The organism is Streptomyces sp. NPDC048254, from assembly GCF_043201895.1.
Taxonomy (GTDB): Bacteria; Actinomycetota; Actinomycetes; order Streptomycetales; family Streptomycetaceae; genus Streptomyces.
Map to the genome: position 1 here is coordinate 469,614 of NZ_JBICZJ010000005.1, position 24,908 is coordinate 494,521.

At 71.6% G+C, this 24,908-nt stretch carries 25 protein-coding genes; 10 read left to right on the forward strand and 15 right to left on the reverse strand.

The features are described from left to right. Positions 1 to 53: 53 nt before the first annotated feature. Positions 54 to 1,460, reverse strand: coding sequence for an amidohydrolase (locus ACGFZQ_RS17485; protein WP_393841106.1), 1,407 nt, complete (start codon positions 1,458 to 1,460; stop codon positions 54 to 56). A 122-nt stretch (positions 1,461 to 1,582) separates the two neighbouring features. Between ACGFZQ_RS17485 and ACGFZQ_RS17490 the strand changes: the two genes are divergently transcribed. The 3 genes from ACGFZQ_RS17490 to ACGFZQ_RS17500 all read left to right on the forward strand — a co-directional run bounded on the left by ACGFZQ_RS17490 (position 1,583) and on the right by ACGFZQ_RS17500 (position 4,040). Continuing rightward, a complete protein-coding gene (locus ACGFZQ_RS17490) occupies positions 1,583 to 2,539 on the forward strand; it encodes an endonuclease/exonuclease/phosphatase family protein (protein WP_393841107.1) in 957 nt (318 codons plus the stop codon). 476 nt (positions 2,540 to 3,015) lie between these two features. Continuing rightward, positions 3,016 to 3,162: a hypothetical protein gene (locus tag ACGFZQ_RS17495; protein ID WP_393841108.1), complete on the forward strand. Its 147-nt coding sequence runs from the start codon at positions 3,016 to 3,018 to the stop codon at positions 3,160 to 3,162. Positions 3,163 to 3,254: 92 nt separating this feature from the next. Then, entirely contained in the window at positions 3,255 to 4,040 is a 786-nt protein-coding gene (locus ACGFZQ_RS17500) for a DUF4253 domain-containing protein (protein ID WP_393841109.1), read from the forward strand. A gap of 173 nt (positions 4,041 to 4,213) precedes the next feature. Here ACGFZQ_RS17500 and ACGFZQ_RS17505 read toward each other — a convergent pair whose 3' ends face one another. From ACGFZQ_RS17505 to ACGFZQ_RS17520, 4 genes are all read right to left on the reverse strand, one after another. Beyond that, positions 4,214 to 6,070 carry an FUSC family protein gene (locus tag ACGFZQ_RS17505; RefSeq protein ID WP_393841110.1) on the reverse strand — a complete coding sequence of 619 codons (1,857 nt, stop codon included), beginning with the start codon at positions 6,068 to 6,070 and terminating at the stop codon, positions 4,214 to 4,216. Positions 6,071 to 6,615: 545 nt separating this feature from the next. Next, positions 6,616 to 7,347 carry a hypothetical protein gene (locus ACGFZQ_RS17510; RefSeq protein WP_393841111.1) on the reverse strand — a complete coding sequence of 244 codons (732 nt, stop codon included), beginning with the start codon at positions 7,345 to 7,347 and terminating at the stop codon, positions 6,616 to 6,618. A gap of 152 nt (positions 7,348 to 7,499) precedes the next feature. Beyond that, on the reverse strand, positions 7,500 to 7,889 hold the full coding sequence (locus ACGFZQ_RS17515; protein WP_351732771.1) for a hypothetical protein: 390 nt from the start codon (positions 7,887 to 7,889) through the stop codon (positions 7,500 to 7,502). 3 nt (positions 7,890 to 7,892) lie between these two features. After that, positions 7,893 to 8,276 (reverse strand): hypothetical protein, encoded by a 384-nt coding sequence (locus ACGFZQ_RS17520; protein WP_393841112.1) that lies wholly within the window; start codon positions 8,274 to 8,276, stop codon positions 7,893 to 7,895. A 227-nt stretch (positions 8,277 to 8,503) separates the two neighbouring features. Here ACGFZQ_RS17520 and ACGFZQ_RS17525 point away from each other — a divergent pair, with 227 nt between their 5' ends. Both ACGFZQ_RS17525 and ACGFZQ_RS17530 read left to right on the forward strand, forming a co-directional pair. Next, entirely contained in the window at positions 8,504 to 8,917 is a 414-nt protein-coding gene (locus ACGFZQ_RS17525; RefSeq protein WP_393841113.1) for a RidA family protein, read from the forward strand. Next, positions 8,914 to 9,366, forward strand: coding sequence for a GNAT family N-acetyltransferase (locus tag ACGFZQ_RS17530; protein WP_393841114.1), 453 nt, complete (start codon positions 8,914 to 8,916; stop codon positions 9,364 to 9,366). The genes ACGFZQ_RS17525 and ACGFZQ_RS17530 overlap by 4 nt, the downstream gene beginning before the upstream one ends. Before the next feature lie 30 nt (positions 9,367 to 9,396). Here ACGFZQ_RS17530 and ACGFZQ_RS17535 read toward each other — a convergent pair whose 3' ends face one another. Further along, positions 9,397 to 10,119, reverse strand: coding sequence for an aspartate/glutamate racemase family protein (locus ACGFZQ_RS17535; RefSeq protein ID WP_393841115.1), 723 nt, complete (start codon positions 10,117 to 10,119; stop codon positions 9,397 to 9,399). A 5-nt stretch (positions 10,120 to 10,124) separates the two neighbouring features. Continuing rightward, on the reverse strand, positions 10,125 to 11,582 hold the full coding sequence (locus ACGFZQ_RS17540) for an NCS1 family nucleobase:cation symporter-1 (RefSeq protein WP_382531714.1): 1,458 nt from the start codon (positions 11,580 to 11,582) through the stop codon (positions 10,125 to 10,127). 176 nt (positions 11,583 to 11,758) lie between these two features. Here ACGFZQ_RS17540 and ACGFZQ_RS17545 point away from each other — a divergent pair, with 176 nt between their 5' ends. After that, the gene (locus ACGFZQ_RS17545) at positions 11,759 to 12,433 is read left to right on the forward strand and encodes a GntR family transcriptional regulator (protein WP_393841116.1); all 675 of its coding nucleotides are present in this window, start codon (positions 11,759 to 11,761) and stop codon (positions 12,431 to 12,433) included. A gap of 113 nt (positions 12,434 to 12,546) precedes the next feature. Then, a complete protein-coding gene (locus tag ACGFZQ_RS17550; RefSeq protein ID WP_393841117.1) occupies positions 12,547 to 14,019 on the forward strand; it encodes a LamG domain-containing protein in 1,473 nt (490 codons plus the stop codon). 11 nt (positions 14,020 to 14,030) lie between these two features. Here the strand turns inward: ACGFZQ_RS17550 and ACGFZQ_RS17555 are convergent, their stop codons facing one another. Next, positions 14,031 to 14,768, reverse strand: coding sequence for a uracil-DNA glycosylase (locus ACGFZQ_RS17555; RefSeq protein ID WP_393841118.1), 738 nt, complete (start codon positions 14,766 to 14,768; stop codon positions 14,031 to 14,033). Positions 14,769 to 14,922: 154 nt separating this feature from the next. On the opposite strand from ACGFZQ_RS17555, the gene ACGFZQ_RS17560 reads away from it, so the two are divergent. After that, positions 14,923 to 15,558, forward strand: a complete 636-nt coding sequence (locus tag ACGFZQ_RS17560) for an RNA-binding S4 domain-containing protein (RefSeq protein ID WP_393841119.1) — start codon at positions 14,923 to 14,925, stop codon at positions 15,556 to 15,558. A gap of 236 nt (positions 15,559 to 15,794) precedes the next feature. On the opposite strand, the gene ACGFZQ_RS17565 is transcribed toward ACGFZQ_RS17560, so the two are convergent. Then, on the reverse strand, positions 15,795 to 16,271 hold the full coding sequence (locus ACGFZQ_RS17565; RefSeq protein WP_393841120.1) for a DoxX family protein: 477 nt from the start codon (positions 16,269 to 16,271) through the stop codon (positions 15,795 to 15,797). A gap of 245 nt (positions 16,272 to 16,516) precedes the next feature. After that, positions 16,517 to 17,479, reverse strand: coding sequence for an acyltransferase domain-containing protein (locus ACGFZQ_RS17570; protein ID WP_393841121.1), 963 nt, complete (start codon positions 17,477 to 17,479; stop codon positions 16,517 to 16,519). 66 nt (positions 17,480 to 17,545) lie between these two features. Here ACGFZQ_RS17570 and ACGFZQ_RS17575 point away from each other — a divergent pair, with 66 nt between their 5' ends. Beyond that, a complete protein-coding gene (locus ACGFZQ_RS17575; protein ID WP_351732745.1) occupies positions 17,546 to 17,845 on the forward strand; it encodes a DUF6343 family protein in 300 nt (99 codons plus the stop codon). Positions 17,846 to 17,959: 114 nt separating this feature from the next. Here the strand turns inward: ACGFZQ_RS17575 and ACGFZQ_RS17580 are convergent, their stop codons facing one another. From ACGFZQ_RS17580 to rpsA, 5 genes are all read right to left on the reverse strand, one after another. Further along, positions 17,960 to 18,346, reverse strand: coding sequence for a tetratricopeptide repeat protein (locus ACGFZQ_RS17580; protein WP_351732743.1), 387 nt, complete (start codon positions 18,344 to 18,346; stop codon positions 17,960 to 17,962). Positions 18,347 to 18,418: 72 nt separating this feature from the next. Continuing rightward, positions 18,419 to 19,030 carry a dephospho-CoA kinase gene (gene coaE, locus ACGFZQ_RS17585; RefSeq protein WP_393841122.1) on the reverse strand — a complete coding sequence of 204 codons (612 nt, stop codon included), beginning with the start codon at positions 19,028 to 19,030 and terminating at the stop codon, positions 18,419 to 18,421. Between the two features lie 123 nt (positions 19,031 to 19,153). After that, complete coding sequence (locus ACGFZQ_RS17590; protein WP_351732738.1) at positions 19,154 to 20,092, reverse strand: PAC2 family protein; 939 nt, start codon at positions 20,090 to 20,092, stop codon at positions 19,154 to 19,156. Positions 20,093 to 20,289: 197 nt separating this feature from the next. Continuing rightward, the gene (locus ACGFZQ_RS17595; RefSeq protein ID WP_393841205.1) at positions 20,290 to 21,816 is read right to left on the reverse strand and encodes a flavin monoamine oxidase family protein; all 1,527 of its coding nucleotides are present in this window, start codon (positions 21,814 to 21,816) and stop codon (positions 20,290 to 20,292) included. Between the two features lie 329 nt (positions 21,817 to 22,145). Further along, the gene (rpsA, locus tag ACGFZQ_RS17600) at positions 22,146 to 23,639 is read right to left on the reverse strand and encodes a 30S ribosomal protein S1 (RefSeq protein ID WP_189947373.1); all 1,494 of its coding nucleotides are present in this window, start codon (positions 23,637 to 23,639) and stop codon (positions 22,146 to 22,148) included. Between the two features lie 367 nt (positions 23,640 to 24,006). Between rpsA and ACGFZQ_RS17605 the strand changes: the two genes are divergently transcribed. After that, positions 24,007 to 24,855: a class I SAM-dependent methyltransferase gene (locus ACGFZQ_RS17605; protein WP_393841206.1), complete on the forward strand. Its 849-nt coding sequence runs from the start codon at positions 24,007 to 24,009 to the stop codon at positions 24,853 to 24,855. The last annotated feature ends 53 nt before the right edge of the window (positions 24,856 to 24,908 follow it).

Sequence of the window (24,908 nt, forward strand, 5' to 3'; positions counted from 1 at the left end):
CCTGCGGGAGGAGAACTCATCGGCGCGGCCGAAGTTTTTTTCCGGCGTCACCGTCAGGTGTCGTACTCCTGGATGCGCCGGCCCTGACGGCGGTCGACGAGGGCGGGGAGCCGCTCCTCCAACTCCCGTACGATCGCCGGCACATCGAGGGTGAGCAGCTCGCGGTCGCGCATCAGGACACGGCCGTCGACGATCGTCGTGCGGACGTCGGCCGCGCGGGCGCTGTGCACGAGCGTGGCGGCGAGGTCGTGGACGGGCTGGGTGTGCGGCCCGGTGAGGTCGACGAGGACGATGTCGGCGCGGTGGCCGGGGGCGAGACGGCCGATGCGGGTGCCGAGACCGACGGCCCGCGCGCTCTGCAGCGTGGCGTGGTGCAGCGCCTGCCGGGAGGTCAGCCAGCGCGGATCGCCCTCGCTGGACTTCTGGATCAGTGAGGTGAGCGCCATCGACTCCCATACGTCGAGGGAGTTGTTGGAGGCGGCGCCGTCGGTGGCGAGGCCGACCGGGACGCCGGCGGCACGCAGGGCCCGAACCGGGGTGGTGGTGGGCCAGCCGAACTTGAGGTAGCCGCGGGGCGCGGTCGCCACCGCGGTGCGGCCGCCGGTGCGTTCCAGCAGGGGCAGGTCGCGGTCGAGGATGCCGGTGCCGTGGGCGATGAGCAGCTCGGTGTCGAGGAGCCCGGCGCGGTCCAGGATCTCGATGGGGGTGGCGCCGTGCCGGGCGAGGCTGGTGTCGGTCTGGTCGCGGTTCTCGGCGGCGTGCAGGTGCACGGGCAGGCCGTGGGCGCGGGCGAGTTCGGCGGTGGCGGCGAGGTCCGCGTCGGTGACGGTGTAGGGGGCGTGCGGGGCGAGGGCGGTGGTGATACGGCCGTCCGCGCCGCCCCGTTGCCGTAGCGCGAACTCCGCCGACCGCTCCCGCCCTTCGGGCCCTTGCGAGGAGAAGTACGCCTCTCCCAGGTGGGCCCGCAGCCCGCACTCGGCGACGACCGCGGCGACCACGTCCATGTGGAAGTAGTGGTCGGCGAAGCAGGTGACCCCGCCCCGGATCATCTCGGCGCAGGCGAGCCGCGCCCCCAACTCCACGTCCCGCCCGGTGAGGTTGGACTCGACGGGCCAGACGACGTCGTTGAACCACGCCTCGGTGGGCAGGTCCTCGGCGAGCCCGCGCAGCGCGACCATCGGGGCGTGGGTGTGGCAGTTGACGAGGCCCGGCATGGCGACCTGCCCGCGTGCGTCGATCCGCTCCACGGCGCCCGTGTCGGCGCCCGCTCCCACGGATTCGACGACTCCGTCCCGTACGACGATCGAGGCGTCCTCCAGGAAGACGATCCGTTCCTGCTCGTCGTGGGTGAGCGCGGTACAGCCGGTGATGACGAGGTCGGCGGGAGCGGAAGCACGATCGGCGGGGCTGGAGCCACGGTCGGCGGGGGTGAAGCCTCGATCGGCGGGAGCGGAGCTCATCGCCCCAACGTAGGGCAGGGTCGTCGGCCCGCGTGAGCCGAACCGCGCATCCTGTCCTGCCTCTGTCCCGTACCGGCCCGGACGAGCACGCTGGCCGCACCACCTCCTGGAAGGAGCCGGGCATGCTCCTCGGCACCTGGAACCTCGAGAACCTCTACCGACCCGGCAGCCCCTACGGCCCCAAGGACAAGTCCGCGTACGAGGCGAAGCTCGCCGCCCTCGCCTCCGTGATCGGCGCACTCGACCCGACCCTGCTCGGCGTCCAGGAGGCCGGAGACCCCGGCGCCCTGGAGGATCTGGCCGGACTGCTGGGCGTGAACTGGCGCGTCGTCCTCTCCGCGCACCCCGACGGCCGGGGTATCCGGGTCGGCTTCATGGCCCGCACCGAGCTGGCGGTGGTCTCCGACACGGCGGCCCTCCCGGCCCGGCTGGCCCCGGTGCAGACCGACGACTCGGGCGGAACCGCCACCGGGGCCGGGCGCGGCTTCCTGGCCGTGACGGTCCAGACCCCGGCCGGCCCGCTGACGGCGGCGGTGGCCCACCTCAAGTCCAAGCTGCTCACCTACCCCGGCGACCGCTTCTACCCGCACGACGAGGGCGAACGGGCGCGCTACGGGGCGTACGCCCTCTTCCGGCGCGCCGCCGAGGCGACGGCCCTGCGGGCGCTGGCGGACGAACTCCTGGCCGGGCAGGGCAAGTCCAGGGACGTGGCAGTGCTCGGCGACCTCAACGACGAGGTACAGGCGGCCACCACCCAGATCCTCCTCGGCCCGCCCGGCTCCGAGATCGGCACCACCGGCTACGACCACGCCGACAAGGGCGACGCCGTACGGCTGTGGGACACAGCCCCGCGGATCCCGGCCGAGCAACGCTACTCCCGCGTCGACTCCGGCCGCCGCGAGCTCATCGACCACATCCTTCTCAGTCACCACCTGGTCCACCGCCTGGCGGAGGCCGGCACGGGCCTCCCGGGCACCACCGCACCACCGTCCCTCCCGTCGGTGGGCGAGGACCCGGCGGAGCGCCGCGGGGCACCGGGGTCGGACCACGCACCGGTGTGGGCGCGGTTCGAGGACTGAGGCCCCGGCAGGTGAGAGACGGGAGCGTCCGGGACGGCGGTGGCCTCCGCGGCAATCGCATCGCCGCCTTCCCGAAACGACTGGAGTCTTCCCGTGCCCGCACTGCACGACTTCGCCGTCTGGGCACCGGTGCTGCGGCTGCTGCGGACCGCCCACGCGGAGCGGCTCGCCGCGCCGGGCGGCCAGGTGGCCGGACGCATCGGCCTGTCCGGCTGGAGTCTTCCGCTGGACCGTCCCGCTCCGCCGCCCGGCCGGGCGGCTCAGGTTGAGGACGTACAGGAGGAGTTCGACGCGGTGCGACGGGTGCAGGAGGCGCTGACCGCGGCCGGTACCGACGACATGGCCTTCGTCACGGAGACCGGGCCGGACGAGCGGACCGTGCTGCATCCCATCGGCCGCAGCCCCGCGGTGACACCGAGAATCGGAGGTCCGCACCCGGGCGCGCTCCCTGACGTGTCCTGCTGGACGCCTCGGCGGTGCCGCGTGGCCTCTCGGCCGCTGCCGTCGAGGTGCACGGCGAACGGCGGCCGCTGCCGGTCGTGGCCCTGGCCAACGAGATCCTCGCGCTCTGGGACCGCCCACTCATCCCTGTCACGGTGCTGGAGGGCGACCTGGGCACCTGACCTGGGCGGCTTCGTCGGGACAACGGACAGCGCAGGCACCCTTCGGTTCTCCGGGCGGCCGCGCTGTCAGTCCCCCCGTCTACGGTGCCACCATGCCATTTGCCCTGCCCGACGGTCTGCCTCCCGGCCGGTTCCTGCCCTGCGGTCCCGCACACGTGTGGATCTCCGACGAGTTCCCTGACGACGTCGAACGGCTGTGGCCTCGTCTGCTGAGCGAGCATGGAGCACACGGCCTGATTCCGTTCCTGTGCTGGCCCAGCGGCCTGGGCAGTCCGCTCAGCCTGAGTCATGTCGACGCCGTCCGCCTGGAGGATGCGCTGGCGGCGGACTTCGCCGAGTACCGCCGCAGGAGGCTGCCCTTCTGGACGGACCCGACGCCGGTCCCGGCACCCGAAGGAATCGAGCCGTGGCCGCACGACCCCGGACCGCCCTTCGAGCAGTGGCCGGGCCTGGCACCGGAGATGCCGGTCACGTCCGCGGCCCCGACGCCCGAGGAGGCCGCGTCCGGTCTGCTGGCGCAGCTGATCAAGAGGGGCGATTTCGGGCTGGCAGATTGCCGCCTCGTTCTCGTCCCGGCCCGTCGCGGCAGTGATGCTCTGGCGTTGACCGGCTGGTCCTCGGAGGCACCGCTGCCTCTGCTGTGCGCACTCCTGCGGAGCTGGGAGGACCGCTTCGGTGCCCGGGTGGTGGCGGTGTTCGGCAGCGAGCTGTACGTATCGGTCGCGAGACCTCCCGTTGAAGCGGGCCACGCGAACCTGCTCGCTCTGGAGCACGTGCTGTCGACCGCCGACAACATCGTCGATGACCCGCCCACACCGTTCCCCGAGTACGCGACGGACCTCGTGGGACGAACGTCCTGGTCGTTCTGGTGGGACTAGGCAGGACGGGGGCCGTCTCGGTGGACTCCACGACGGCGGCTACGGCGGCGCACACGCGCGCATCGCGAGCACCCGCGCAGGCGCGGGATCCGCGCGGTGATCCCGTTCCGGCCGAGCGACGCGGCCACGGGCTTCGTCGCGGCGGCCGCCCGGGGTGATCCGAACGGAACGCCCTACGCGGAGACCGGCATCCGGGGCACCGTGAGTCCGAGTCGCTGCCCGCCGTGCTCCAGCTCGGCTGCCAGGTCCTGGAGTTGACGGGTGTGCCGGGCGGTGAGCCGGCCTGTCTCGTCGAGGTGCACGGCACACGCGGTGGTCGTGTCCACGAGCCGTTCGAGTACGGCGGCCACCGCGTCCGTGCCCTCGGTGTGCCGGGCGAGGGCGGGGAGTTCGGCGGCGGCGAGGGCGATCGTGGTGCGGGCCTCGGCGAGAGTGCGGTAGGCCTCCCGGCGCAGGGCCCAGCGTTCGCCGCGGTCGTCGGACTCGCTCAGTACGTGGTCGAGGTAGGCGTGCGCGGCCCGCCCGGCCGCCGCGAGCCGGGCCCGTACCCCGCCGCCCCGCTTCCCCGCCATCGGCAGATGCCCGACGATCAGCACGATCGCGCACGCCAGCAGGGTCTCGCCGATGCGGCCGGCGGAGGCCTGCGGTTCGCCGCCGACCATGACCAGGGCGAGCACGAGGACGGTGACGGCGGCGGTCTGGGCGGCGAAGTGCCGGGTGGACACCGGGATGACGGCTCCGCAGACGGCGACCAGCGCGATGAGCCCCTCGGGCCGGGGCAGTACCGCGGCGAAGCCCGCGAAGAGCAGGGCGCCGAGCACGGTCCCGGCGGCCCGGCACAGCACCCGGGAGGCGAGCGGTCCGAGGTCGGGCTTGACGAGGAAGACGGCGGTGGCGGGCAGCCAGTACCAGTGCTGGTGCTCGCCGTACCAGCGGGCCTGGTGCAGGGCCTGGGCGATGGCGGCGCTGGCCCCGAAGCTGAGGGCGACCCGCAGCCCGTACTCCCGGCCGCCGCTGCCGAGCGCGGCCCGCAGCACCTCCTTCGGGCTGCGGCGCCGGGCGGGCGGCCGGTGCTGCGCGCCCTCGGCCCGGTCGAAGGCCTCGGCGGCGCGCAGCAGGGCGTCGTCCAGGGCGCGCAGGGCGGGCGCCGACCGGGACGGCGCGGGCAGCGGCCCGGTGCCGTCGTTCTCCCGGACCGCGACGGCGAGCCGCCGGGGCCCTTCGGCCGCCCGCGCGGATATCGGCTCCTCCGCCCAGGCGAGGGCGGTGGCGGCCTCGGCGAGGGGCAGCGCGGCGGCGTACTGCGCGTGCAGCCGGCGTTCGGCGGCGGAACTGGCGTGCCGCCGCAACCGGGGCCCGGTGAGCGCGTCCTGGGCATGGTCGAGGGCGGCGCTGAGCGCCTTGCGCCGGCCGAGGGCGGCCTCGCCGCCGACGGCGTCGAGCAGGTCGGCGACGGCGTCGTACACGGCGGCGACGGCGTCCCGTTCCCCGTCGAAGCGGTAGTCGCCGGCGAGGGCGCCGGGAGTGGGCAGGGCGAGCCGCAGCACCAGCAGCCAGCCGGCCCCGGCGAGGTAGGCGAGGGCCCGCTGCCAGCCCTCCTCGGCGACCGGCATCCCGGCGCCGATGGCGGCGGCGACCAGTAACTGCGTCCCGGCCCCGGAGGCGACGGGCCCGACGGCACTGATGCCGCCGGCGACCAGCCCGAGCCCGGTGAGCAGCAGGGTCAGGGGTACGGCGGTGAGGTGCTCGGCGCCGTAGGTCCCGATGAGCAGCCCCACGGCCCCGGCCGCCGCGGGCACCCCGAGTCGCCGTACGGCGGCCCGTCGGCTGCCTGGCCGGTCGTTGATCCCGGCGAGCATCGCGGCGATGGCGGCGACGACACCCAGAGAGGTGTGGTGGAGCAGGACCGCGGTGAGCAGCAGCGGCCCGGCGGCCAGCGCCCCTCTCGTCACGGCGCTCCAGGGCACGGGCCCGCGCTGGGCGCGCAGGGCGTGGGCGAGCCAGGGCGGCAGGGCGACACGACGGGACACGGGGCTCCTGTACGGCGGACGAGGGCGGGGGTATGCCTTCGGGCGACGGCGGCCGTGGCTTCCGGTCTGGGTCTGTCCACCGTAGATCGTGTTCCCGTACGGAACGGTGCGTTTGCATTTCCGAGGTGTGACAAGTGGGGCGAAGGGCCGTGTTCTTTATGAACGCAATTTCACGGCGAACGTGCACGGGCCCGAGGGCGTAGCCTGCCCCCGGGCCCTGGAGTGCCGCCCATCATCACACGCCGGCACACTTGAGAACCCGGGTCAGTCGTGAGGTCGCCGCGTCCTTCCTTTGGACCACCACGCATCGAGCTGCGCGGGCAGGACTTGAACCTGCATTTCGACGTACTGGGGCCCGGGCCCGTTCGATCCGGCGATCGGCGGCGAATGCTGAGTCTGGAGCGAGAGTCTGAGATTCAACGCGGCCCGCCCCGTGTTCTGTGGGGTACGACCGCTCGTCACGACAAGGCTCAGCTTCAGCTTTGCGCTCCTCGCGCACCCCGGCCGCGAAGGACCGGGGAGTCTTCTGTGTCAGTCGTCTTCGATCACCCGAAGAGGTATCCGAACACGGCGTCCCCGACCCGCTGGTCGACGACGTCGGCGCCGTTCGCCTCCTCGCGGGCGAATTTGACGGCCTGCTGCAACTTCTCGACCCGGTCGAGGAGTTCGTTGATACGCCGGGCGGGCAGGGCGCCCGAGAACTTCACGGTGGTCCAGTACCCCACCGGAATGTCCTCGTAGTACACCTCGACCTGCGCCGGATGCTTCTCGGTCGCCTCGGCCTTCACGTGGTTGCGAGGCACCTTCTTGGTCCGCAGGGTCCGCACCGGCTCGGTCTTCCAGGCATCGGTGGACGGATCCTGCACCCATGACTCGGAGGCGTCGAGCACGGGCAGCTTCCGCACGAACGTGTTGAGATCGACGAGCTGCTTCTCCAGGAACAGCAGATAGGCCACGGGCACGGCGGCGACGAGCACCCGCCCGTCCACCACCACATCGGCCCTGGCCTCGCAGTTGGCCCAGTCCTTGGTGGCGGTCACGTCGAAGAGCCGCGTCAGCGTGGCCGAGGTCTCCCGCAACACGTCCTCGGCCTGCACCTGAACCCGCGTGGATTCGGGCGGCAGTTGCTCGCCCTCCTCGTCCTTCGGCTGATACGTCCGCGAGATTCCGGCAAGCAACGCGGGTTTCTGCAAACCGTGATGAGCTGCCGTCAGGTCCTGATGAGCCTTGGACTTGATGCCCTTCTCGACCGCGATGATCTGATTGAGTCTCGCCACGTGAAGGACGGTAGCAGCGGCAACTCGGCCATTTCCAACGAATTTTCGAGCGGAGAAAGGCGGCGGGAATGGCGGTTGGATTCCGGCCGCAATCCCGCGAGGAGGTCATCGACAGAGCGTGGTGGGTCTTTGTGTGCGGGCGGACGGGAACGTCATGGGAGAAGCAGGGCCATCAACGCCGCGTACGCCTCCGCAGGCGTGGATCCGCCGCCCGCCGCGTCTGGGTTCGCCTCCCAGAACCGCATGCAGGGGACATCCTCGTCATCCCACCCGTCCGGCAGTTCGTCCGGCGGGCACGGGAAGGCCAGCCAGTCACCGGGCTCGTAGGCTCCGCCGTAACGGGATTCGACGACGGTCACGGGGTGCAGCGGCGCAACGGGGGTAGGGCCGGGGCACACCGCCGCGACCAGGATTTCGTCGACCGGTATGTACGACTCGGGCCAGTCGGCGCCTGTGTACCGGAGAAGATCCTCCGTGGGCACGGCACCGAGGTGCTCCACCACCCGGCGTGCGGTCTGCTCCACCTCGGCCGCGTCGGACATCGTTCAGAACTCCCAGAGGTCCCGGTGCCGGTGCCGGGTCGGCGGATGGTCCAGCTCTTCGGCCACGCGGAGCAGGACATCGGGCGAGGCCGCGCGCAGACGCTTGCGGGCCACGGTGCGAAAGGTCCGCAGTGCGGCCCTGGCCGTCGACTCGTACGGCCCCACGGGCCGGGCGTTCAAGGCGCGCGGGTAGGTGTACGCGGCAAAGGACCGGACGACGAGGGTCGGCACGGGACGGCGGCCGGCACCGCGTCGGCGGGACACTTTCCCGCCCTGGTACCGGAGTTCGGCGAGGACATGGGAGGTACAAGGACCCGGCAGACCCCGCGACCAGTAGGCCGGGCCGGTGCGGTGCCGGCTCGGGACGTGGTGGACGGTGCGTGACATGGCAGCCTCCGAGGGATCGCCGACGATTCCGGTGCGGCCCGCCGGCTGTCCGCCGCCTCGCGGTGTCCCCGGCATGTCGTGTACACGGACCCAAGACTGGCGGCCGGGGACTGCCCTGGTCGAACGGATATCGACGGACGCTGACGCCATGACCGATATTGGGGTGCGGTCACGACCCTGGGTCCGGATGATCGGGACGCTGTCCGTCGCCTGCCCGAGGAGCCGCCGTGATCCGCCGTGTCACCACCCCCGCACTCTTCCCGCCGCCCGGCTACTCGCACGTCTCCGTCGTCGAGGCCGGTACGAGACTGGCGTTCCTCGCCGGGTCCGTGCCGCTCGACGGCGACGGAAAACTGGCCGGTCCGGGCGACCCCGTGCGGCAGGCCGAGCAGGTCGTCGCGAATCTCGACGAGCAACTGCGCTCCGTGGGCAGCGACCTGTCGCAGGTCCTGGCCACCGACGTGTACGTCGTGAGCAGCGACCCGGCCGTGCTGTCCGCCGTCTGGGAGGTCGTCGAGGCGTCCGGGCTCAGCGCCGGGCCGCATTCGTCGACGCTGATCGGCGTGGCCTGCCTCGGGTACACCGGGCAGCTGGTGGAGATCACGGCCACCGCCGTCGTGCCCGAGGGGGCTCAGGGATGAACGCCGGGGCCGTGCTGCGCCGGGCGGTCGGCCCGGACGCCGGCGCCGTCGCCGACGTCTGGCTGCGGTCGTACTCCGCCGCCCTGCCCACCGTCGTCCGGGCGCACTCCGACGACGAGGTGCGCGCGTACTTCCGGGATGTCGTGGTGCCCGAGCGGGAGACCTGGCTCGCGGAGGTGGGCGGTCGCGTCGTGGGCGTGATGGTGCTCGCGGGGGATCTGCTCTCCCAGTTGTATCTGGCCCCCGAGTGGCGGGGGCGGGGCCTCGGTGACCGGTTCGTCTCGCTGGCCAAGGAGCGTTCCCCGCAGGGGCTCACGCTCTGGACGTTCCAGGTCAACGGGCCCGCCCATCGCTTCTACGAGCGGCACGGATTCCTCGCCGTCGAGCGCACTAACGGCAGCGGGAACGAGGAGCGGGAGCCGGACGTGCGGTACGTCTGGCGGCCCTGAAGCCACGTGCCGGACCCGCCGCGAGCGTCGCTAGGCGGACCCGGCCCCCCACACCCGCCTCTTCGGCAACGGCTTCGCATAGCTCCCCGCCCGGCTGGTCGTGAGCCCCAGCGCCACCAGTGACTCCGCCAGCTTCACCGCCGCGCCGACCCCGTCGACCACCGGAAGCCCGAGCTTCTCCCCCACCGCGCGCTGCAGTCCCGTCATCCCGGCGCAGCCGAGGACCAGGACCTCCGCACCGGCGTCCCGGACCCGTTCGGCCGCCGCGAGGAACGCGGCCTCCGTGCGCCCGGGGTCGTCGGCGAGGTCGAGGACGCCGAGTCCGGTGCCCGTCACGGCCGCGCAGTTGCGGGCCACCCCGGCCGTCTCCAGGCTGTCCTCGATCTGCCCGCGCGACCGGTCCAGGGTGGTGACGACGCCGTACCGGCGGCCCAGCAGACAGGCCAGATGGGCGGCCGCCTCGGTGATGTCCACGACCGGTACGTCCACCAACTCCCGTACGCCCTCCCGCCCGTGCTCGCCGAAACCGGCCATGACCACCGCGTCGTACGGCGGACCGTGGTACGTCCGCAGTGCGTCGATCACGGCCGCGGCCGAGAGGTGACTGTCGAGCCAGCCCTCCGCCGACTCGGGGCCCCAGCCCGGGGTCAGGCCGGTCACGGTGGTGCCCGGGCCTGCGGCGGCCCGGGCACCTCGTACGATCTCCTCGGTCATCTCCTGCGTGGTGTTGCAGTTGGTGACGACGATCCGCACGGCCGTCAGACCTCCCGGGGTGCGACGGCTCGGTCGGTGCGGCAGAGCGCCGCGTACAGCCCGGCGGCCAGCGCCGTGCCGATGAACCAGGAGTACGGCGCCACATCGCTGAACGTCTTCACGAGCGCGAGCACCGCCGCGACCGCCGCCGACGGCAGGAACGCCCACAGGGCCTTGGGGTTGACGCCCTTGCGGTAGTGGTACGGCGTTCCCGGTGTCGCGTCGAACAGCTTCTGGACGTCCACCCTGCCGCGCTTGACCCAGTAGTAGTCGACCATGATCACGCCGAACAGCGGGCCCAGGAACGCGCCGAGGCCGCCGAGGAAGTAGTTGACGACGGTGGGGTTGGAGAAGAGGTTCCAGGGGGTGACGACCAGCGCGGCGACCGTGCTGATCATGCCGCCGACCCGGAAGCTGATCTTCTGTGGCCAGACGTTGGCCAGGTCGTACGCCGGTGAGACGAAGTTGGCGACGATGTTGACGCCCATGGTGGCGACCGCGAAGGTCAGGGCCGCCACGACCAGGACCCAGGTGTTGCCGACCTTGGCGACCAGTTCGGCCGGGTCGGTGATGGCCTCGCCGAAGACCTCCAGCGAGCCGGCCGTGACGATCACCGAGACGACCACGAAAGCCGTGGAGTTGACGGGCAGGCCCCAGAAGTTGCCCCGGCGGACGGTCCGGTAGTCCGGCGCGAAGCGCGAGAAGTCGCAGAAGTTGAGCATCAGCGTGCCGTAGGTCGCCAGGATCAGGCCGATCGCGCCGAACCACTGCCGCCACTGCTCGCCGATGGACACCGGGTGCGGGGTGGAGGTGAGCGAGATCGTCCAGTGGGCCTTGGCCAGGATCCAGACCGCGAGCGCGATCATGACCAGCCAGATCGCGGGTCCGCAGAAGTCCTGGAACTTGCGGATCGTCTCCATGCCCCGGCTGATGATCGCCGCCTGGATCAGCCAGAGGCTGACGAAGGAGATCCAGCCGAGGGCGTCCAGGCCCAGGAAGGAGTGGTGCGTCCAGGACTCCAGGCCCGGCCAGGCCGCCAGCAGCATCACGTTGACGGCGACGGACGCCAGATAGGTCTGGATGCCGTACCACATGATGGCGATCACGGCCCGGATGAGCGCCGGGATGTTGGCGCCCCAGACGCCGAAGCTGATCCGGCTGACCACCGGGAACGGCACGCCGTGGCGCTGGCCGATCCGCCCCATCCAGTTCATGCCGATGTAGATGAGCACGAAGCCGACGAGGAGGGAGGTGAAGACCTGCCAGACGTTCATGCCGAGGACCAGCAGTCCGGCGGCGAAGGTGTAGTTGCCGAGGTTGTGGACGTCGGACATCCACATGGCGAAGAGGTCGAAGACCTTCCAGTTCCGCTGCTCGGCGGGGGCGAGGTCTTCGTTGGTGAGCCGGGGGTCGGGGACGAACGCGGGTGCGCCGGTGGCTTCGGCGCGGTCGGCCAGGGACACGGGGCCTCCAGGGACTCCAGGGACTGCGGGGACGGGGAGGACGGAGGGCGAATGCCGAATACTGCGCGCGTTTGGTATACCAAACTGCCGTCATGGTCCTCCCGTCAAGCGTTCCGACCGATGTCCGTCCCGTTACGGCTCCGTAAAAGCCCCCTCAGGTCGGCGAAGATGGCCCCATGGGATCCCCCACGACGAAGATCGAACCCCTGGGCGCGGTGCGCGAGCGCGTCCTCGCCACCCTGCGGCAGGACATCATCGCGGGACGCCTGGGCCCGGGCGACCGGCTGGTCGAACGGGAGCTGGCCGAGCGGTTCGGGGTGTCCCGGGTACCGGTCCGGGAGGCGATCCGGGCCCTGGTCACCGAGGGCTTCGTCCACTTCGAGTCGGCCCGCCGGACCGTCGTACGCCGGCTGACCCCGACCGACGTCAAGGAACTCTTCGAGCTGCGCGAGGCGCTGGAGGTGTACGCGGCCGGGCTGGCGGCGGCACGGGCGACCCCGCAGGCGCTGGCCGAGCTGCGGGACCTGCTCGACCGGGCCGCCGCGGCGACGCGGGCCGGGGACGCCGAGACGATCACCGACATCAACACCCGCTTCCACGACCGGATCCTGGCCCTGGCCGGCAACAGCCTGCTCATCTCGGTGATGGAACCGGTCGACGGCCGGCTGCGCTGGCTCACCCGGCGGAACGAGGAGTGGCCACAGCTGCTCACCGAACACCGGGAGCTCTACGACGCGATCGCCTCCGGCGACCCGGACCGCGCCCGCGCCCGCGCCCTCGGCCACGTCCAGGCCAACTACCGGTCGACGGTACGGCACCTCTTCGGCGAGGGGACCGAGCAGCGGCTCTGACCTCGCACCGGCTTGTCCACAGGAACACCAGTTCGCACAGGGATCTCCTAGAGTTCTCCTCATCAGTGAAGATCGGAACGGATCCGATCGGACCACACGGGGAGGGCATGACCATGGTGAGCAGACGGGGGCTGCTGAGCGGAGCCGCACTCTTGGGGATGGGCGCGGCGGCAGGCATGGCGGCGGGCACGGGGACCGCCGCGGCCGACACGCCGCTGGACACACCGTTCACCCCGGTCGCCGCACCACATCTGGCCGAGGCCGAACAGCTGGTGCAGTACCAGCGCATGCTGGCGGCCGGATACCTGCCGACGGGACTGGCCGGGCACTGGCCGCTGGACGGCTCCGGCACCGACCACTCGGGCCTGGAGCATCCCGTCACGCTGGGCTCCGGGGCGAGCTGGACCAGCCTGCGGGCGGGCGGTGAGCTGAGCTTCGACGGCACCTCCGGTGCCTACGCGGCCACCGGCTCCGTCCTGGACACCACGGGCCCGTTCACGGTCGCGGCCTGGGTCCGGCTGGCCGACGACGCCGTACTGACGAACATGTACACGGCCGTGAGCCAGGACGGCGGCAGCGCCAGCCGCTTCCTGCTCCAGTACGACGACACCGCCGGAACCTGGGCCTTCAAGGTGCGCAGCGAGGACCAGAGCGCCAAGGTCTCCGCGTTCGGCTCCACGCCCGTCACCAGAACCGGCGTCTGGACCCATCTCACGGGTGTCTGGGACGGCACACGCGTCCAGCTGTACGTGAACGGCGTGCTGGAAGGCAGCGCCGACACGACCCTGTCCTGGGCCGCGACCCAGGGCTTCGGCATCGGCCGGGCCCGTTGGGACGGCGGCTACGTCAACCGTTTCAAGGGCGCGGTCGACGACGTCCGCGCCTACGGCCGCGCCCTGAGCGCCGCCGAGATCGCCCTGATCAGCGGCGCTACGGCACGCGCCAACAACGTCTATCTGATGAACTCGACGGCGACCGTCACCTGGGGCCGCCCCGACGACCTCGCGAGCTGGGTGGCCCGGGCCCGCTGCGCGTCCTTCGTCACGGCACTCCTCAGACACACCTACGGCTGGGCGACCGACGCCTACTTCCTCCAGTACTTCCAGGAGAAGGGCCCGGAGGCCGCCGACTACTGCTCGGCCTTCCTGAAGAACACCGGCGGCCCGCGCTTCCGTCCCGTCCGCAAGGTCGCCGACCTACGGCCGGGCGACCTGATCGCGGTCGACTACAACGGGCAGGACGCCGAGAACACCGGGCACATCGTGCTGGTCCGCGAGGTCAAGGGGGTCTTCAGCGGGGTCGCCGACTTCCCGAACGAGACCCAGTACGCCGTGGAGATCATCGACTGCACCTCCGACCCGCACGGGGTGTACGGCCTGAGCAACTACCCGCAGTACCCCGACACCCGCATGGTCGGCACCGTGGACGGCGAGAACTTCCAGGGCGTCGGCATCGGCCACATGATGTTCTACGCCTCCAACGCCACCGGCGCGTTCTCCCGCTACCGCTGGAGCGTCAACTCCTCCGCGTCCACCGGCACCCACCCGGTCACCGACCGCCCGGTGGCGGCGGCCCGCATCGTCTGAGCCCACTGCCGTCACCGCAGCCCGGCCGCCTCGGCCGCCGTCCGCAGCACGTCGCGGAGCATCTCGGGGGTGAGGCGGCCGGTGAAGGTGTTGCGCTGGCTGACGTGGAAGCAGCCGAAGAGGTCCAGGCCGTCGAGGTCGACGCGGGTGCCGTGGGCGAAGGCCGGACGGGGCCGGGGCACGCTCCAGCCCGCCTCGGCCAGCGCGGGGAGCGCGGCCTGCCAGCCGAAGGCACCGAGCACCACGGCGGCGCGCGCCGTCGGCCGCAGCAGTGTCAGCTCCTCGACCAGCCAGGATCGGCAGGTGTCGCGTTCCCCGGGGGTCGGCTTGTTGTCGGGCGGGGCGCAGTGCACAGGCGCGGTGATGCGCACGCCGTACAGTTCCAGGCCGTCGTCGATGCGCTCGGATGTCGGCTGCGAGGCGAGCCCGACGTCGTACAGCGCCTGGTACAGCACATCGCCGGAGCGGTCGCCGGTGAACATCCGGCCGGTGCGGTTGCCACCGTGCGCGGCCGGGGCGAGGCCGATGATCAGCAGCGGGGCGTCGGGCGGCCCGAAGCCGGGGACGGGCCTGCCCCAGTACGTCCAGTCGGCGAACGCGGCGCGCTTGGTACGTGCCACCTCCTCCCGCCAGGCGACCAGGCGAGGACAGGCCCGGCATGCGCTGACGCGCTGGTCGAGACGGGCGAGGGGGTCGAGGGGGGCGGGAGGGGAGGGAGGGGAGGGAGGGGAGGGAGGGGGGTGGGGCACAAGGTCCACGGTAAAGCCGGGCGGACCTGGCCGTGCGAGATCGTTGCGGTCAGTGGGCGTGGGGCGCGCGGGCGTGGGGTGCATGGGCGTGGGGTGCGTGGGCGTCCGGGAAATCGGCTCCGTTTCTCCCGGCTCGGGGGGCTAGGGTCGGGGCATGGCTTCTGAGGACGCGGGCGAGGGCAGGGAGCGGGAGAGCAGTGGGACGGGAACCCCCGCCCCGGCCCCCGCCTCCCCCGAGCCTGCCGAAGGCACCGCGGCGCCTGCCGGCCAGGCCCCCGACTCCGACCCCGCTGCCGTCGCCGCGGCCATTGCCGCCGCCGAGGCCGCGGCGCCCGCTCCCGGCGAGAACGTGCGGATCGACAGCTGGATCTGGGCCGTGCGCCTGATCAAGACCCGCTCGATGGGCGCCACCGCCTGCCGGGGCGGGCACGTCCAGGTGAACGGCGAGCGGGTCAAGCCCGCCCACTCCGTGCGCGTCGGTGACGAGGTACGGCTGCGCCACGAGGGGCGGGAGCGGGTCGTCATCGTGAAGCGTCTGATCCACAAGCGGGTCGGCGCCCCGGTGGCCGCCCAGTGCTACGTCGACAACTCGCCCCCGCCCCCGCCCCGCGAGGCCTTCGTCCCCATCGGCCTGCGCGACCGCGGCACCGGCCGCCCCACCAAGCGCGACCGCCGCGAGCTGGAGCGGCTGCGCGGCCTCGGCGGAATGGGGGGAACGGGCGGGACCGGCGGCATGGGCGGAACCGGTGGCATGGGTCGGCCGAGCGGTGGGCGCCCCGGCGGACGGTGATCCACCGGGGCCGGCTCCACGGAGCTCGGCCGGGCCGGGCTGGACGATAGGGCTCGGGGCGGCCGGGACCGGACGACGGGGCTCCGCCGGGCTGGGGCCGGCTGGCGGGGCTCAGCTGAGCCGGCTGGCAGGGCGCACACCGCCGGAGCGGGGCCGGCTTCCCTCGCTCGGCGGGCGCGGTGCGTCACGTCGCTCGGCAAGCACGGCGGGACACGTCGCTCGGCGGGTGCGGCGCGTCACGCACGTGGCCGCATCAGTCCCCACAGCCGCGCGTTCTGTCCGCGCCGGGCCCAGGCGATCAGGGCCAGCGGCAGGATCAGAATCAGCGGGGTCGCAACGTACTGGCCGTCGAAGACGGTGAGCTGGACGATGAACGCGCCCACCATGAGCGCGCTGAGCGCCATCGCCGCCACCGACTGCAGTACCGGTATCAACAGGGCGACGGCACCGGCCAGTTCGAGCGCGCCGATGGTGTACATGCCCGCACTGCCCCACCCGATGCTGTCGAAGGACTCGACGGCCGACGGATGCGCGGTCAGCTTGGGCAGCGCGCTCGCGATGGCGTAGAAGAGGGCGAGCAGCACCTGCACCATGCGCAGGGCCAGGCGGGCACGGCGGCCGCGGGCCGTCGCCGACTCGGCGACCACGGGGGCGGCGGAAGCAGTGGTAACGGTGGTAGCGGCGAGGGCGACGGAAACGGTCGGCTTGGGCATGGGGTTCTCCCGGGGGAAGCGGTCCCTGTTGCTGTCACCGAGGTAGACCCGCCGCCGGCGGGGAACTCATCGACTGCCGCCGGGGTTTCCGGGCTGGCCGCCGCTTCTCGCTGTGCCGCCGGTACCGCCCTCGCCCACACCCCGTCCTCGGTCAGATTCTCGGTCGCCTCCAGTCCCGCCTCCGCGCAGGCCGCCTCGAACTGTTCCTCGGGGAGCGGCCGGGCACGACCGTTTCCGCGGTGACGTCACCCTCCCCACGGGAACCACCCGTGTCCGAGATACCAGTGGCCGCCCGCCCGCAGATGGTCGCCGACCGCCCGCTCCACCGACGTACGCCGGGGCAGGTCCTGTACCGGCAGGTCCGGGGCGCCGAAGACGAACTGGACCGCGGTCGTGTCGGCGGGTTCCGTGTCCTGGTGCCCGGGCCGGAACCGGTCCTGGAAGCGGACGATGTTCGAGTCCGCCCGCAGGTACCGCCTCAGCTGCGGGTCGAGCAGCCAGGAGTGGCAGGTCGCGACCGCGTGGTCCTCCTCGGGAAAGTGCCGGGGGAAGAACTCTCGTGCCAGGGCCAGCGAGCGGTCGCAGGCGGCGGGGGTCAGCGGCCCGCGGTAGTCGGGTATGTGCAGGTTCAGGCAGGGCTGCCCGGGAGCCACGGCCCCGGCCTGGCCCGTTCCCGTCGCCATGCCCGTCGCTGTGGCCGCGCTCGCCGTGGCCGCCCGCGCCGTCCGCTCGCCGAGCCGGGCCCGCTCGAACTGCAGCCGGCCCAGCTGGTACAGCTCGCCGCGGAAATGGTGGACGAGCCAGGACGCCTGGAAGGCCGACAGTCCTCCGCTGCCGTAGCGCCTGCGGTGCAGCGTCATGCCGCGTCCCAGGTCGGCGAGCGTGCGCCGGGACACGTCCGCGGGGACGCCCCGCGCATGGTGGTACGCGCGGGCGTGGGGCAGCGCGGCGAGGAAGACGTAGACCAGGAAGTAGCCGTCCAGCGCGGCCGGAGCGGCGGCGGCCCGCTCACCCAGCCCGGAGGGGTCGTGGGCCTCCGTCCCGGCGGCCGTGGCGCCGGTGACCTCGTCGGCGCATTCCGCGAGCAGCCGCTGGATACCGGGATCGGCGGTCACCTTCCGGTGCAGGGCCACCACCTCGTTGATGTCCTCGTGCGGCACAGCGAGGTCGAGGAGCAGGTCGGGCAGGTCATCGGCGTCAGGCAGCACGGCGGGGTCCCCCTTGGTGAACGTCCTGGTCGAAGAGTACGTTTCAAGTAGGAGTGGTGAGCCGTGATGCGTACGGGCAGTGAACCGGCGACCGCGCGCAGTGCGCTGCGGGCGCGGCTGTGGCTGAGTGTGTGGGGCGTGGCTTGGGCGATCTTCGGCACGGCGGTGTTCGTGCTCGTCGGCCGTCCCGGCTGGGCGGCCGCCTGCGGGGTGCTGTGGCTGGTGGCCACCGCCGACATGACCATGGTCCTCAGGCACATCAGGCAGGGCCCGCACTATCAGCCGGGCCGCGATGTGCCACCGTACCGGCCGGCGGACGGCGACCCACGGCGGCTGCGGCGCCCGCCGCAGCACCGGCACCCGTGAGCAGGCCTCCACTCACGCGCCGGCGAACCGAGCGGCCCTGCCGAACTTCCGCTCACGCGCCGACGAACCGAGCAGCCCTGCCGAACGCACCGAGCGGCCCTGCCGAACGTCCGCTCACGCCCCGTTCTCGAAGCGGGCCGCCTTCAGGTACTCCGGGTTCGGGTCCAGGGCGGCCGCCAGCCGGAAGTGGCGTATCGCGAGGTCGGCGCGGCCCTGGCGTTGGTAGGTGCGGGCGAGCGCGAAGTGCGCGAACGCGTTGTCCGGCTCGCGCTCCAGCACGATGGTGAACTCCAGCTCGGCGGGGCGCAGTTGCGCGGCGGCGAAGAAGGCACGGGCGCGCAGCAGCCGGGCGGCGGTGTTCTCGGGGTGCGCGGCGATCACTCCGTCGAGCAGTTTCACCGCGCCCCGCGGGTCCCGTGCGTTGAGCAGTTGCTCGGCGGCACGGAAGTCGATGACATGCGTCTCCGGAGTACGTCCGGTCGAACCGCTGGTCTCGGGCACGGCACAGTCCTTCCCTCGCTGAAGCGGTTCAACGCCCGGACGGGTGCCCGCTATTTCGAAGACGCACGACCGTTAACTCGAACCGGACACCCGCGCCCGGCGTACGAGGTCGGCCCACACCTGCGCGACCCGTTGTTCGAGCGCGTCCAGGGGCACATCGTTGTCGATCACGATGTCGGCGATCGCCAGGCGTTTCTCGCGGGTCGCCTGCGCTGCCATGCGCGCGCGTGCGTCCTCCTCGGCCATCCCCCGCAGCCGTGTCAGCCGGTCGACCTGGGTCTCGGGGGCGACGTCCACGACGACCACGACGTCGTAGAACGGTCCGAGGCCGTTCTCCGCGAGCAGCGGTACGTCGTTGATCACCACCGCGTCGGCGGCGGCCGCGTTCTCCAGCTGGCGGGAGCGGGCCCCGACCAGGGGGTGCACGATCGAGTTCAGTACGGCGAGCTTCTCGGGGTCGGCGAAGACGATCGAGCCGAGCTTCGGCCGGTCCAGGGTGCCGTCGGCGGCGAGCACGTCCGGCCCGAAGGCCTCGACCACGGCCGCCAGGCCAGGGGTTCCCGGCTCGACGACCTCACGCGCGATACGGTCCGCGTCGACCAGCACGGCGCCGTGCCCGACGAGCAGCCGCGACACCTCGCTCTTGCCGGCGCCGATCCCGCCGGTGAGGCCAACTTTCAGCATGCCCCGAAGCTTAGGCCCTGTCACCGACAGCGGTCCGGACAGGCTCTGGTTCCGGCCGGACCCGACCGGACAGCCCCTGTTTCGAGGCCCGGACCGGCCTGGTTCCGGGCCTCGGAGGGGGACTTAGCCTTCGCCCTCTCGCTCCGCGAGGAAACGCTCGAACTCCAGGCCGATCTCGTCCGCCGAGGGGATCTCCACCGGTTCGGCGAGCATGTTGCCCCGGGTCTCGGCGCCGGCGGCGGCGTCGTACTGGTGCTCAAGGCCCTGGACCAGGGCGGTGAGTTCCTCGTCGCCCTCCTGGATCTGGCGGTCGATCTCCGTCTGCGTACGGTGGGCGTCCGTGCGCAGGGCGTGGGCGATGCCCGGGAGCACCAGACCGGTGGCGCCCGTGATGGCCTCCAGGACGGTCAGGGCGGCGTCGGGGTAGGCGGAGCGCGCGATGTAGTGCGGGACGTGCGCGGCGACGCCCAGGACGTCGTGGCCGGACTCCATGAGGCGGTATTCGAGCAGCGACGCGGCGCTGCCGGGCACCTGGGCCTCGTCGAAGGGGCTGCTGTGGCCCGGGACGAGGTCGGTGCGGTTGCCGTGCGGCGTGAGGCCGACGGGACGGGTGTGCGGAACGCCCATGGGAATGCCGTGGAAGTCCACGGACAGCCGGACACCGAGCCGCTCCACGATCTGCCGTACGGCCGCGGCGAAGCGTTCCCACTCGACGTCCGGCTCGGGGCCGGACAGCAGCAGGAACGGCGCGCCCGTGGCGTCCTGGACCAGCCGGACCTCGATGGTCGGCTCCTCGTACTCGGTCCAGCGGTCCCGCTTGAAGGTCAGCAGCGGGCGGCGGGCCCGGTAGTCCACGAGCCGGTCGTGGTCGAAGCGGGCGACGACCTGGTGGGGCAGCGAGTCGAGCAGCCGGTCGACGATCTGGTCGCCGGTCTCGCCCGCGTCGATGTATCCGTCGAAGTGGTAGAGCATGACAAGACCGGCCGACTCCTGGGCCAGCGCCATGTCCACCACGGCGAGGCCCTTCGGCTCCCATGCGTACAAACCCTGCGGATCAAGCACTGTGACCGCTCCTCCTCGTGTTCGTACGGGACAACATGGCTGGGGCGGCGAGCATTCCCGCCACCGCTCCCGTCAACCGGCCACTCACCGACTTCTCATGCCGCAGGTGCGGGCACACGCGCGTGCCCGCACCCCGCCTGCCGTGCCCGCGCCCCGCCCTGCCGGCCCTGTCCGGCCCTGTCGCGCTCTGCCGGGCGCTACGCGGACAGCACGCGCGCGTGCAGTGCGGTGACCGCCTTCCGCGCAGAGCTGAACGCCCCGTGCTGCCAGGCGTCCGTGTAGCTGAGCCAGTCGCCGGCGAAGTAGACGCGGCCGGTGGGCTCGTTGAGCGGCTTGTAGCGCACGTCGTCGGGGCCGCCGGGGGTGTCGTGCCAGGCGGCCTCCAGATGGGGGGTCTGGCGCCAGTGGTGGGAGAAGGAGGAGACCAGCTCGGTGCGGTACTTGTCGCCGTAGATCTTCACGCCGGCGGCCACCGCGCGCTTCTCGCGCTGGGCCGGGGTGAGCGCGGCGTAGGAGTCGGCGTCGGTGTCGTAGTTGTAGTAGCCGATGAGGACGCCCCGTTCGCCGTGGAAGCCGTACGAGGGGTGCCAGATGTGGGTGACGTCCTGGTCGGTCTCGGTGATGCCGCCGTAGATGCGGTGGTCCAGTTCCCACCAGCGGGAGCGGTATTCGAGGCCGATCTTGGCCGCGGACGACGGGGTGACGGCCGCCAGGGCGCTCTGCACGCCGGAGCCCAGGTTGTGCGGCACCTTGGCGAGGATGTTGGGCGGCATGGCGGCCACGCAGTAGTCGGCGTCGACGGCCTTGGTACGGCCGCCCTGGGTGTAGGTCACGGTGACGCCGTCGCCCTTGTCGGTGATCCTGGAGACGACGGCTCCGGTGCGGATGCGGTGGGCGCCGATCGCCCGGGTGAGTGCCGCCGGTATCCGGTCCATGCCGCCGACCGGCTGGAACATCAGCATCGCCTGGTCGAAGCCGAACTCGAAGGAGAAGTAGCGCCCGACGCCGCTCGCGAACACCTCGGAGGCGGCCGGGACATCGCCGAGAAGCACCCCGGGGGTGCCGGCGGCGGCCGGTACGGTCGTGTATCCGCGCCGCTCACCGCCCTCGTACGTCAGCTTGTCACCGAGTGCGCCCCAGTCCTTGAGGAACTCGACGAGCCGCTCCTGGTCGGTGGCCGTCAACTCCTTGTCCAGGGCGCCCTTGTCGGTGGCCTTGGCGAGCAACTCCGAGACGTAGCCGTATACATCGGCCTTGGCGGTGCGGTAGCGCTCGGGTTTCGTCATGCCGGCGGACTCGTTGTAGAGGTACGCGTCGGCGTTGACGTTGGTGAACACCTCGATGGGGACGCCGAGTTCACGGCAGTAGTCGAGGGTGATCATCCACTGGGGTATGCGGGCCGGTCCGGCGTTCATGTAGTGGCCGTCGGCGAAGCGCGCGGTCTGCCGGTTGCCGTAGAGGTCGGTGGTGGAGTCCCCGCCGCGCACAGTGAAGTTGCGTCCGCCGGTTCGGTCCCTGGCCTCCAGGATCGTACAGTCGTAGCCGGCCTTGCCCAGTTCGTACGCGGTCGCGAGGCCGGCGATGCCGCCGCCGAGGACGACGACCCTGGCCGCGGCGCGCCCGGTGAGGGTGAAGTCGCTTGCGCCCGGCGCCCGGAAGGGCTGTTCACGCTGGGCGGCCTGGGCGGTGGGAGCGAGGCCGAGGGCTCCCATGGTGGCGAGCATGGTGCCGGCGCCTCCGGTGAGACCGACGTTCCGCAGGAACGTCCGCCGGCTCGTCCCTGACCTGTACTGAGGCTGTGTCATGCCTGGGCTCCTCTCCCGATCTTGAACGAAGACCGGGGAAGCGTCCCAGCACCGCGTTACGGCCCAGCGGTTACTCGTGTATCCCACACGTTTCGACCGGCGTCCACGTCAACTCCCTTCAGGGGCGCGGGGAACTGCGCGACCAGCCCCCACCGGGGCCGTCGGCCGAAGAACAACGGACAACACCAAGGGGCCGCACCTCGAAAGGTGCGGCCCCTCAGTTACCGGCTAAGCCCAGTGGCTGGCGTTCAGCTCTGGCCACCCGCGAGCTTCTCGCGAAGCGCGGCCAGCGCCTCGTCCGAGGCCAGCGCACCGGAGGTGTCCGCACCCTCGGAGGAGTACGAACCGCCACCCGAAGCGGCCGGAGCGGCAGCCTCGCCACCCTCGGCGGCAGCGGCAGCGTCGGCCTCGCGGCTCTTGATGACCTGCTGCTGGTGCTGCTCGAAGCGCTGCTGCGCCTCGGCGTACTGGTGCTCCCACGCCTCGCGCTGGGTCTCGTAGCCCTCGAGCCAGTCGTTGGTCTCGGGGTCGAAGCCCTCGGGGTAGATGTAGTTGCCCTGGTCGTCGTACGAGGCGGCCATGCCGTACAGCGTCGGGTCGAACTCGACCGAGGCCGGGTCAGCGCCGAAGGACTCGTTGGCCTGCTTGAGGGACAGCGAGATCCGGCGACGCTCCAGGTCGATGTCGATGACCTTGACGAAGATCTCGTCGTTGACCTGGACGACCTGCTCCGGGATCTCCACGTGGCGCTCGGCCAGCTCGGAGATGTGGACCAGACCCTCGATGCCCTCGTCCACGCGGACGAACGCACCGAACGGAACCAGCTTCGTGACCTTACCCGGGACGACCTGGCCGATCTGGTGGGTCCGGGCGAACTGCTGCCACGGGTCTTCCTGGGTCGCCTTCAGCGACAGGGAGACACGCTCGCGGTCCATGTCGACGTCGAGGACCTCGACGGTGACTTCCTGGCCGACCTCGACAACCTCGGACGGGTGGTCGATGTGCTTCCAGGACAGCTCGGAGACGTGGACCAGACCGTCGACGCCACCCAGGTCCACGAAGGCACCGAAGTTGACGATCGAGGAGACCACACCGGAGCGGACCTGACCCTTCTGGAGGGTCGTGAGGAACGTCTGGCGGACCTCGGACTGGGTCTGCTCCAGCCAGGCACGGCGGGACAGGACCACGTTGTTGCGGTTCTTGTCCAGCTCGATGATCTTGGCCTCGAGCTCCTTGCCCACGTAGGGCTGGAGGTCGCGGACGCGGCGCATCTCGACCAGGGAGGCCGGGAGGAAGCCGCGGAGGCCGATGTCGAGGATGAGACCACCCTTGACGACCTCGATGACGGTACCGGTGACGATCCCGTCCTCTTCCTTGATCTTCTCGATGGTGCCCCAGGCACGCTCGTACTGGGCGCGCTTCTTCGAGAGGATCAGGCGGCCTTCCTTGTCCTCCTTCTGGAGAACAAGGGCCTCGATCTCGTCACCGACGGCGACGACCTCGTTGGGGTCGACGTCGTGCTTGATCGAGAGCTCGCGGCTCGGGATTACACCTTCGGTCTTGTAACCGATGTCGAGCAGGACCTCGTCCCGGTCGACCTTCACGATGACGCCGTCGACGATGTCGCCGTCGTTGAAGTACTTGATCGTCTCGTCGATCGCGGCGAGGAAGGCTTCCTCGTTACCGATGTCGTTGACCGCTACCTGCGGGGTGGTGGCGGTGGTCTCGGTGCTGCTCGTCATGTGAGAAAGGGCTCCGGTACGGACATTGAAGTCGTAGGTACTGCTTACGCCGGGAGCCTGTTTCGCTCTGTAGAAGCCGGACAGCCTAGGAAGCGCCACCTGAACCACTGGTGACGCCTCGACAACCGAGGGGACATACAACAGATGCGAGCGCAGCCTGCTACGTCTGAGGAGCGCAGGCCCGCAGCGCAACTTGTAGCATACGGGGGCAGCCGGACAGGGTCAATGCGCGAAGGCGCACACCCGGGGCGGATCGCCGCATACCCGGCACAAAAGCCGTCCCGTGAGGCCACGCAGGCCTGACAGACCTCCTCCGTGACACCCCCCTGAACGGGTTGCACGGAAGAGTACGACGAGGGAGCCGATCATCCAAGAGCCCGATTCGTTCGACCTCGAAGAGGCCGGTTCACAGACCGGAACCGAGGCAGAACCCGAAGCCACCCGGCGTGCCGCCGGTATCACGGAGAGCAGCCGGGCCAACCGGGGCTGGTGGGACCGCAACGCCGACGAGTACCAGGTGGAGCACGGCACGTTCCTGGGCGACGACCGTTTCGTGTGGGGTCCGGAGGGCCTCGACGAGGTGGAGGCGGAGCTGCTCGGCCCGCCGGAGGACCTCAAGGGCAAGGACGTCCTGGAGATCGGCGCCGGCGCGGCCCAGTGCTCGCGCTGGCTGGCCGCCCAGGGCGCCCGTCCGGTCGCCCTGGATCTCTCGCACCGCCAGCTCCAGCACGCGCTGCGCATCGGCGGATCGTTTCCCCTCGTCTGCGCCGACGCCGGCGCGCTGCCCTTCGCCGACGGCTCCTTCGACCTGGCGTGCTCGGCGTACGGCGCGCTCCCCTTCGTCGCCGACCCGCGCCTGGTGCTGCGCGAGGTGCGGCGGGTACTGCGCCCGGGAGGCCGTTTCGTCTTCTCCGTGACGCACCCGATCCGCTGGGCGTTCCCGGACGAGCCGGGTCCCGAGGGCCTCTCGGTCTCCGCCTCCTACTTCGACCGCACGCCGTACGTGGAGCAGGACGAGGACGGCCACGCGGTGTACGTCGAGCACCACCGCACGCTCGGCGACCGGGTCCGGGACATCGTCGCCGCGGACCTGCGGCTGGTCGACCTGGTGGAGCCGGAGTGGCCGGCCTGGAACACCGCCGAATGGGGCGGCTGGTCGCCGCTGCGGGGCGGTCTCGTCCCGGGGACCGCGATCTTCGTGTGCGAGCGGACCTGAGCTGCCGACGCCCCGGACAAAGGCACGCGCGCAAGGGCACGCGCGTAGGGGCA

Bases quoted from the DNA above. Each gene is read 5' to 3' on its own strand.
- ACGFZQ_RS17560 (WP_393841119.1), top strand. From the start codon at position 14,923: ATGGCTTCTGAGGACGCGGGCGAGGGCAGGGAGCGGGAGAGCAGTGGG.
- ACGFZQ_RS17565 (WP_393841120.1), bottom strand. From the start codon at position 16,271: ATGCCCAAGCCGACCGTTTCCGTCGCCCTCGCCGCTACCACCGTTACC.
- rpsA (WP_189947373.1), bottom strand. From the start codon at position 23,639: ATGACGAGCAGCACCGAGACCACCGCCACCACCCCGCAGGTAGCGGTC.
- ACGFZQ_RS17520 (WP_393841112.1), bottom strand. From the start codon at position 8,276: ATGTCACGCACCGTCCACCACGTCCCGAGCCGGCACCGCACCGGCCCG.
- ACGFZQ_RS17490 (WP_393841107.1), top strand. From the start codon at position 1,583: ATGCTCCTCGGCACCTGGAACCTCGAGAACCTCTACCGACCCGGCAGC.
- coaE (WP_393841122.1), bottom strand. From the start codon at position 19,030: ATGCTGAAAGTTGGCCTCACCGGCGGGATCGGCGCCGGCAAGAGCGAG.
- ACGFZQ_RS17575 (WP_351732745.1), top strand. From the start codon at position 17,546: ATGCGTACGGGCAGTGAACCGGCGACCGCGCGCAGTGCGCTGCGGGCG.
- ACGFZQ_RS17500 (WP_393841109.1), top strand. From the start codon at position 3,255: ATGCCATTTGCCCTGCCCGACGGTCTGCCTCCCGGCCGGTTCCTGCCC.
- ACGFZQ_RS17595 (WP_393841205.1), bottom strand. From the start codon at position 21,816: ATGCTCGCCACCATGGGAGCCCTCGGCCTCGCTCCCACCGCCCAGGCC.
- ACGFZQ_RS17485 (WP_393841106.1), bottom strand. From the start codon at position 1,460: ATGAGCTCCGCTCCCGCCGATCGAGGCTTCACCCCCGCCGACCGTGGC.
- ACGFZQ_RS17545 (WP_393841116.1), top strand. From the start codon at position 11,759: ATGGGATCCCCCACGACGAAGATCGAACCCCTGGGCGCGGTGCGCGAG.
- ACGFZQ_RS17530 (WP_393841114.1), top strand. From the start codon at position 8,914: ATGAACGCCGGGGCCGTGCTGCGCCGGGCGGTCGGCCCGGACGCCGGC.
- ACGFZQ_RS17550 (WP_393841117.1), top strand. From the start codon at position 12,547: ATGGTGAGCAGACGGGGGCTGCTGAGCGGAGCCGCACTCTTGGGGATG.
- ACGFZQ_RS17515 (WP_351732771.1), bottom strand. From the start codon at position 7,889: ATGTCCGACGCGGCCGAGGTGGAGCAGACCGCACGCCGGGTGGTGGAG.